Origin of the sequence: Mesorhizobium sp. M1D.F.Ca.ET.231.01.1.1, from assembly GCF_003999155.2 — a bacterium.
GTDB lineage: Bacteria > Pseudomonadota > Alphaproteobacteria > Rhizobiales > Rhizobiaceae > Mesorhizobium.
On sequence record NZ_RZOZ02000162.1, the window covers coordinates 1 to 329 of the forward strand.

The following is a 329-nucleotide window of genomic DNA, read 5'->3' on the forward strand; positions in this document are numbered from 1 at the left end:
GGCGGTCGTCGACGGTCTTCCAGCTCGGGATGAGATCGGTGTTGATCGGCTGCACGCGTTTGCCCGCGACGAGGCGCAGCGATGCATCGCCCGAAGCGGTGACCAGGTCGAAGCCGCCCTCGTTCATCAGCGAGACCATCTCGTCAGAGGTGTTGGCAGTCTTGACGTTGACCTTGCAGCCGCTTTCCTTCTCGAAAGCCGTCACCCAGTCATAGTTCTTGTCGGTCTCGCCGCGCTCGATATAGCCTGGCCAGGCAACGATGTTGACCTCGCCCTCGCCCTTGCCGATTTCCTTGACCTGGGCCACGGCCTGACCGGAAAAAGTCAGC

1 pseudogene is annotated in these 329 nt (G+C 61.7%); it reads right to left on the minus strand.

Features of this window, described 5'->3' with window-relative positions:
• Positions 1–328 (minus strand): annotated as a pseudogene (locus tag EN874_RS32770) (spermidine/putrescine ABC transporter substrate-binding protein); the annotation flags it as partial.
• Between the last annotated feature and the right edge of the window lies 1 nt (position 329).